Annotated in this window: 7 protein-coding genes; all 7 read right to left on the bottom strand. The window is 26.9% G+C overall.

The window, feature by feature from the left end:
• Positions 1-490 precede the first annotated feature (490 nt).
• A complete protein-coding gene (locus tag Q5O44_RS10685) occupies positions 491-2470 on the bottom strand; it encodes an ABC transporter permease (RefSeq protein WP_022168414.1) in 1980 nt (659 codons plus the stop codon).
• The gene (locus tag Q5O44_RS10680) at positions 2460-3230 is read right to left on the bottom strand and encodes an ABC transporter ATP-binding protein (RefSeq protein WP_022168413.1); all 771 of its coding nucleotides are present in this window, start codon (positions 3228-3230) and stop codon (positions 2460-2462) included. Before Q5O44_RS10680 ends, Q5O44_RS10685 begins: the two co-directional genes overlap by 11 nt.
• A 169-nt stretch (positions 3231-3399) precedes the next feature.
• The gene (locus Q5O44_RS10675) at positions 3400-4416 is read right to left on the bottom strand and encodes a HAMP domain-containing sensor histidine kinase (RefSeq protein WP_022168412.1); all 1017 of its coding nucleotides are present in this window, start codon (positions 4414-4416) and stop codon (positions 3400-3402) included.
• The gene (locus tag Q5O44_RS10670) at positions 4413-5081 is read right to left on the bottom strand and encodes a response regulator transcription factor (RefSeq protein ID WP_022168411.1); all 669 of its coding nucleotides are present in this window, start codon (positions 5079-5081) and stop codon (positions 4413-4415) included. The genes Q5O44_RS10675 and Q5O44_RS10670 overlap by 4 nt, the downstream gene beginning before the upstream one ends.
• An 88-nt stretch (positions 5082-5169) precedes the next feature.
• Complete coding sequence (gene queF, locus Q5O44_RS10665; RefSeq protein WP_022168410.1) at positions 5170-5643, bottom strand: preQ(1) synthase; 474 nt, start codon at positions 5641-5643, stop codon at positions 5170-5172.
• Positions 5644-5646: 3 nt separating this feature from the next.
• Positions 5647-6135, bottom strand: coding sequence for a QueT transporter family protein (locus Q5O44_RS10660; RefSeq protein ID WP_022168409.1), 489 nt, complete (start codon positions 6133-6135; stop codon positions 5647-5649).
• A gap of 174 nt (positions 6136-6309) precedes the next feature.
• Entirely contained in the window at positions 6310-7038 is a 729-nt protein-coding gene (locus Q5O44_RS10655; protein WP_022168408.1) for a glycerophosphodiester phosphodiesterase, read from the bottom strand.
• Between the last annotated feature and the right edge of the window lie 211 nt (positions 7039-7249).

The following is a 7249-nucleotide window of genomic DNA, read 5'->3' as shown; positions in this document are numbered from 1 at the left end:
TATATAAGAAATTGATAATTTATTAGTATTCCCTATACTAAAAAATTTTATACTTTCCTAAGCGTTAAAAAAATAAGAAATAGCTAGTTAGCTATTTCTTATTATCTACAGCAATTTTCCAAACATTCTTGCAACATATTATTTATACCATTTGTCAACTGGCAGTTCTGATTCATTAAGAAACAGTAAATACTTTGATTACTCCACCAATATAAGAATAGTAGTACATAAATTAAATTTATAAATTGCGATCCATAACAAAGTAATATATTAAAAAAATCACAATAGGTAAATTGATTATTGGGATTATTGGCATTACTTAGTAAAGCATCAGCTAAGTCATCCAAAGGCAAACCATTTATTATGCTATCCAAAGTACTACCGCTATTGCAGTTACTATCAAAATTATAATAATCGTAATTATTCATGTCTCATCCTATAATATTGCTATATAAATATTTTATGATTTTTAATTTAATAAGTTCTCTTTTTAGCAATATTTTAACATTTTCTTAGCTCCATTATATGCTGCAATAAAATATCCACCATATATTATAATCATTATAATCATTGTTACTATAATATAATTCATTATATATCCATCACCAAAAACAGAAACTATATCTGAAGAAATCTTTAATCCTACAATTGAATGTACTATAGCAAGTGATACAGGAATCATAAAATAAATTGCTATTTGTACTAAAATAGATCTATTAATCATCTCTTCATCTACACCAATTTTTCTAAGTAATGCATATCTGTCTATATTATCTGCTGCTTCTGATAACTGCTGTAATGCTAATACTGCTGCTGATGCTATTAAAAAGACACTTCCAATATAAATAGCAAGATAAGAAATCATTGTGCCAAATCCAGCTGAATTAGCTAATAAATCTTTCTTTGTAAGATAATATACATATACAGAGTCATCAATATTATTTTCTCTAAATTTGCTAGCTAAATATTCATCACCTTCACTATTTTTATAATTAATATTTAAATATGAATTATATGGTTCCACTCCATTTAAAACTTCATCATTAACTATAAAAGTACATAAATTATTTTCTATCATTTGATTATAAGTAGTCACTTCTATAGACTCTATTTGTGCTGGTAATAATTTTTCTCCGTTTACAACTATTTCAGTATTGTTTTTAGTAGCTTCCATTATATACTTTTTAAAATCTTTTACATCGCTACATACCATATATTTATCATCTGCTAATTTAACTTGTTCTTTTCCTATCATTTCCATAACACTGTTAAACTCTGAAACCTTCATTACTGGTATGTTTTCATTTGAAAATACAGGATAATACTTTTTAGTTTTATTTATAGCCTCTTCAGTAAGAAAATCTCTATAACTATAATCATTATCATATAACTTATACTCTGAATAACTGTTGGCAATACTATCTAAATCTATTCCTTTATTCATAAGTTCTTCTTTTATATCTAACCCTTGATAATTCCAAAAACTAGCATCAAATTGACTTAAATATTTCAAACCTTGGTTTATTGATTTATTTATTCCAAGGCCACCTGATAATGTGCATATAGAAACAAAAAGCATTAAGCATATAAAAGTCATGGAAATAAAGGTTGTATTTATCTTGCTGTTAATTTGTCTTAAGATAAACATATTTAAATTTTTAAAATATTTATTTTTATTACTTTGCATTACTTTTAATAAAAAACCTGAAAGAGCAAAGAAAAATAAAAATGTTCCTAAGGCTCCCATAGCTACGATGATAAATAATGATGATGTAATAATGGCAACACCCATTTTTAACACATAATAATATGCTCCACCTAATAAAGTAATACTTATTATAAAGATAACAACTGATAGCCAAAGATTTCTTACTTTGATATCTTGATTTTTCTTTGCAGCATTTAACAAATCAATTAATTTAACTTTTCTAATAACATTAGAATTAAATAATAAAACTATCAAGTATATTATTGCAAAACATACCAATGTTTTTATAAATGCACTTTTTGAAAAAACAAATTTAAATCTTACAATATCCACTTGGAATAACTTGGCTGTAAATATTGATAACCCTTGCGATAACAATGTTCCTACCACTAAGCCTACAATTAAAGAGAGAATACCTATACATAATGTTTCAATAAATAATATTTTTGAAAGAGTTCCTTTTTCCATCCCTAAAGTCATATATATTCCAAATTCTTTTTTTCTTCTTTTTATTAAATAATTGCTGGCATAAATAATTAAGAATCCTAAGATAGCAGAAATAAATACCGATGCTACGCTCATAACTACATTGACCATTTCGAAGGCACTTTTTTCAGCCTCACTTAAGTTCATCATAATTGTTTGTGATTCTATGGAGTTAAATGTGTAAAATATCGCTACCCCAAATACTAATGTTAAAAAGTAAATTGAATAATCCTTAAAACTTCTTTTTATATTTCTTATTGCAAGTTTAGCATACATCTCTTACATCTCCTCCTAGAAGTGTAATTACATCTATGATCCTATCAAAGAACTTGTTTCTGCTATCATTACCTTTTATAAGTTCATTAAATATCTTTCCATCTTTAATAAACAGTATCCTGTCAGCATAACTAGCAGTAAAAGCATCATGAGTTACCATCATAATTGTTGCATTTAAATCCTTGTTTAACTTTTCCATACTTTCTAATAATACCTTTGCTGATTTTGAATCTAATGCTCCTGTAGGTTCATCTGCTAATATAAGTGATGGATTAGTTATTATTGCTCTTGCAGCTGCAACTCTCTGCTTTTGTCCACCTGACATTTCATATGGATATTTATTTAAAATATCTTTAATATTTAATTTATCTGCAATATTTGTTATTCTCTTATTAATTTCTCCATAATTAATCTTACATATAGTTAAAGCTAATGCTATATTTTCATAAGCTGTTAATGTATCTAAAAGATTAAAATCTTGAAAAATAAATCCTAACTCTTCTCTTCTAAACTTTGCTATTTTTTTTGACGAAAGTTTTGTTATATCATTATTATTTATATATATATGACCACTACTAGCTTTATCTATAGTTGAAATGCAGTTAAGGAGCGTTGTTTTTCCACTGCCTGATGCTCCCATAATACCTACAAACTCTCCTTTATTCACAGTAAAGCTTATATTATTAATTGCTTTAGTAATATTGCCATTCTTACCATAGTATTTTTCAATATTACTTACCCTTAATATTTCATTACTCATTTCTCTAACCTCCAGTATTTACTATACTCATATAATATCGTTAATTCATCATGGTATCCATAGAACTATGTAACAATAACCTTACACTTTTGTAACATAAGCTCATAGATTACCAACAATCTTATGAATTATGAGTGACTGAATAAATCTCCAGAGTTTATAATTAATATTAATCTTCCGCTAAATTATAGTTATTAATAGGAAATACTATTGTTACTTCTGTTCCTACTCCTAACTTTGATTTAATACTTATGCCTAAACCTAGTTTTAAACATAATTTCTTACATAAATATAAGCCCATACCTGTTGAGTTATTATATTTTCTACCATTTTCCCCAGTATAGCCTTTTTCAAATACTTTTTCTATTGACTTTTCACTTATTCCAATACCATTATCTAAAATTTTTAAAATAATATTCTTATCTTTTTCTAAACACCTAATCTTTATATACTTTTCATCCTTATCCATATATTTCACTGAATTAGAAATTATTTGTTGCAAAATAAATTCAATCCATTTGCTATCGCAATAGACCTTTTTTTCTATATCTTCTAGTTGAATCTTAACTCTTTTTTCAATAAGTATGTTTGCATTTTTTCTTATAACTGAATTTATACTATTTTTTAATGGTATTTTCTTGATTATATAATCCCTCTCTACTGTACTGCTTCTAGCATAAAATAATACTTGTTCTATAAAACCTTCTACTTTTTCAATTTCCTCCAAGACACTTTTATTAATATATCCTTCATCATTTTCTAAAATAAGCCTAGCAGATGCTATAGGTGTCTTTATTTCATGTACCCATGTTTCAATATACTCTTTATAATCATTAATATTCCTTTTTAAATCTGCTACTTCATCCTTCATGGATTTAGTACATTCCTCCAGTACAGAATAAATAATATTACTCTCAATAAAATCTCCTGACTCTAATATTTCTGCTATAAAATATTTTTTATCTAGCCCATCTAAATTCTTAAATAAATTATCATAATATTTTTTCCTATTAAAATAATCATAAATATAACAGCTAAATACTCCTATAAGATTTAATATGCTGATAAATACTATTGCATATGTATCTACTTTTAATGCTTTTAAAATAACAACACCTGAAAGAGTCATTACAATATTAATAACCATAAAAACAAATTTTTCTTTAATATATTCAATTAATTTCATACTAATATATAACCTTGTCCTCTCTTAGTTGTAAGCATATTATTGGCTCCAATTTCCTCCATCTTTTTTCTTAGCCTATTTATATTAACTGTTAAAGTATTATCATCTACAAACTCATCATTTTGCCATAAATACTTCATAAGTTCACTACGAGAAACTATTTTTCCTTTATTCTTTATTAAAGTGTAAAGAATCCTACTTTCATTTTTAGTAAGGTCACTTTTATTACCTTCATATTCCATTTCACTGGTGGAAAGGTTATATCTTAATCCATTATATTCATATATCTCCATACTATTATTTCCATAAACTCTTCTTATGATTGATTCTATTCTTGCCAATAAAATGGCTGTATTGTATGGCTTAGTAATAAAATCATCGGCTCCAAGATTCATGCTTATAAGCTCATCCATTTCAGTATCCCTGCTAGTTACAACTATGATAGGTACATTGGACTGCTTTCTTATTTCCTTGCATATATAATATCCATCAAAAACAGGTAGATTTATATCTAATAGTATTATTTTTGGGTTTTCTTCCAAAGCTATGTCCACTATATTTTCAAAGTCAAAGGAAGTAGCTACTTCATAACCATATCTTTTTAAAAAGCTACCTAACTGTTCATTTATCTTTACATCATCTTCAATAATAAAAACTTTATTCATATATAAGTCACCTCTCAATAAATTATATCCATATTTTACATAAAAATAATAGTGCCATATTAATTTTTATTAATATAGCACATAAAATTTATCTATTATCTATTTTTTCAGGATATAAATCATGATTTGCTAATCTGTTAAAAGCAACCTCTTCCCACCTTGTTCCTGACTTTCCATAGTTGCAATATGGATCTATGGAAATTCCACCTCTTGGTGTAAACTTTCCCCATACCTCTATATACTTAGGTTCCATAAGCTTTATTAAATCCTTCATTATTATATTCATACAATCCTCATGGAAATCACCATGATTTCTAAAGGTAAATAAATATAACTTTAATGATTTACTTTCAACCATGTATTTATCAGGTACGTATGATATGTAGATAGTTGCAAAATCTGGTTGACCAGTTATTGGACAAAGGCTTGTAAACTCTGGACAATTAAACTTTACAAAATAATCATTATCTGGATGTTTATTTTCAAATCTTTCTAATATTTTAGGATTATAATCATATTCATATTTAGTATTTTGATTTCCAAGTAAAGTTATTTCCTTCATAAATTAAATCTCCTTAATCTTACTGCTAAGTATTTTTATTATAATTACTCCTAATATACCTGGTATAACTTGTCCTACACATAAGCTAAATGCCATAGCTTTATAAGGTATTCCTAATAAATATGATAACCAAGTAGCTACCCCTAGTCCCGGCACAAATATTATTGGAATTGCTGCTAAATTTATATTTAGCTTATACTTTCTTATGAGAACAATAAGGAATGATGTTGTTATTCCAACTAATCCTCCACCTAGCATATCTAAGACTCCTAAACCTCCCATTATTGTGTTAGATATTATATTTGCAATACCTAATGGTAAAACTAGAAAAGGGAAGATGTATGATAAAGAATATATTGTTGTGGCAATCCTTATTTGAAATTGCCCAAAAGCAAAAGATTGTGTACAAAACATTATAACTACATAAAGAGCAATTACTAATGCTGATAATGTTAACCTTTTTGTTGAATTAATTTTTATATTATTTTCCATGAAAATCACCTCCAAAGCATAAAAAAAGGGCATAAAAATGCCCTATTGTTTTAGAATATAATCTTCACTTCCTAGTTTTGTTTATAGACAGGAGGGTCACGAACTGTCTTATTAAATTTACCTAATTGAGAATATCATACATTTTACCTAAAATCAACTATTTTTGTAATCTTATCATTTAAGTTCTTCTTGCATAATTTCATCTAACAACGCTGGATAATTAGTAATAATCCCATCTACCTTAGCTGCAATAAGTAGCCTCATATATAGAGGTAAATCAACTGTATATACATTAATCTTTAAATTATTGGCATGGACTTCCTTTATTAACTCTGCTGAAACCAGTCTTAAATCTGGATGAATTGCATCAGCCTTTAACTCCTTAGCAACTTTAACTATATTTTCTATAGGCTCATAATATAATAATCCTGTTTTAATTTCTCCATCTATTTGCTTACATAACTTTATAGAGTCTGGATTAAAGCTTGAGATAATTACTCTTTCTTTCATTTCATAATCTTCAATCATATTTATTACATCTTGTTCAATTCCTGCATAATGTATCATATCTGTCTTTAATTCGATATTTAAAATCACATCACTATTCCTTATTAAGTTTAATACTTCTTCTAAAGTTGGAATCCCTGTTCCTTGCACTCCTTCAAACAAAGCTCTTCTAGTTTGAAGTTCTTTAAGCTCCCTTAAAGTAAAATCCTTTACCAACCCTTTTCCTTTAAAGGTTCTCTCAACCTCTTCATCATGAATAACAACTATCTTATTATCCTTTGTTTTATGAACATCAAGTTCAATTCCTGATGCTCCACACTTTATTCCTTCTTCAAAAGCAAGCAATGTATTTTCTGGATAATCAGAACTTGCTCCTCTATGGGCAAAATTTATCATTATACATAAGCCTCCTATTTCTTACTCAATATAATTCATATTCTTATTTCCATAAACTAATACATTATTTTAATTATAATATTCTTAGAATTTATAGTACATATTTAACCATTTCACACAAAATTCCTATAATACCTACTCCGCATAAAAAACCAGTAAATACTCTTCTTCTAAAAATCGAGTAGGAGGTAATCAATTATTTTGATTACCG

Source organism: Clostridium sp. CAG:221 (genome assembly GCA_000435835.1).
Lineage (GTDB): Bacteria > Bacillota > Clostridia > Clostridiales > Clostridiaceae > Clostridium.
Note: the sequence above shows the minus strand (reverse complement) of the source record. Positions and strands in the feature narration are given on the sequence as shown.

Bases quoted from the DNA above. Each gene is read 5' to 3' on its own strand.
- Q5O44_RS10685 (WP_022168414.1), bottom strand. From the start codon at position 2,470: ATGTATGCTAAACTTGCAATAAGAAATATAAAAAGAAGTTTTAAGGAT.
- Q5O44_RS10680 (WP_022168413.1), bottom strand. From the start codon at position 3,230: ATGAGTAATGAAATATTAAGGGTAAGTAATATTGAAAAATACTATGGT.
- Q5O44_RS10675 (WP_022168412.1), bottom strand. From the start codon at position 4,416: ATGAAATTAATTGAATATATTAAAGAAAAATTTGTTTTTATGGTTATT.
- Q5O44_RS10670 (WP_022168411.1), bottom strand. From the start codon at position 5,081: ATGAATAAAGTTTTTATTATTGAAGATGATGTAAAGATAAATGAACAG.
- queF (WP_022168410.1), bottom strand. From the start codon at position 5,643: ATGAAGGAAATAACTTTACTTGGAAATCAAAATACTAAATATGAATAT.
- Q5O44_RS10660 (WP_022168409.1), bottom strand. From the start codon at position 6,135: ATGGAAAATAATATAAAAATTAATTCAACAAAAAGGTTAACATTATCA.
- Q5O44_RS10655 (WP_022168408.1), bottom strand. From the start codon at position 7,038: ATGATAAATTTTGCCCATAGAGGAGCAAGTTCTGATTATCCAGAAAAT.